This is a genomic window from Acuticoccus kandeliae (assembly GCF_003073115.1).
On record NZ_QBBV01000051.1, the window covers coordinates 1 to 451 of the forward strand.

Here is a 451-nt window from a genome sequence, read left to right on the forward strand (position 1 = left end):
CCCTGCACCAGGATCTCCGGGACCGACGCACCGCTGGTGATCCCGACCGTCGTGACGCCGTCGAGCCAGGACTCGTCGATCTCGCGGGCGTAGTCGATCAGGTACGAGGCACCGGCCCCGGCGCCCAGTGCGACCTCGACCAGGCGCACCGAGTTCGACGAGTTCCGCGACCCGACGACCAGCACCAGGTCGCAGCGCGGCGCCATCGTCTTCACCGCGACCTGGCGGTTCTGCGTGGCGTAGCAGATGTCGTCCGACGGCGGGTTCTGCAGCTTCGGGAACCGCTCGCGCAGCGCACGGACGGTGTCCATCGTCTCGTCGACGCTCAGCGTGGTCTGAGACAGCCACACGACCCGCTCCGGGTCGCGGACGGTCACGGAGTCGACGTCGGCGGCGCACTCGACGAGCTGGCTGTGCTCGGGCGCCTCACCGGAGGTCCCCTCGACCTCCT

Annotated in this window: 1 pseudogene; it reads right to left on the reverse strand. The window is 70.3% G+C overall.

Annotated features, from left to right (window positions below):
• Window positions 1-451, reverse strand: a pseudogene (locus DBV35_RS29250) (4-hydroxy-3-methylbut-2-enyl diphosphate reductase); the annotation flags it as partial.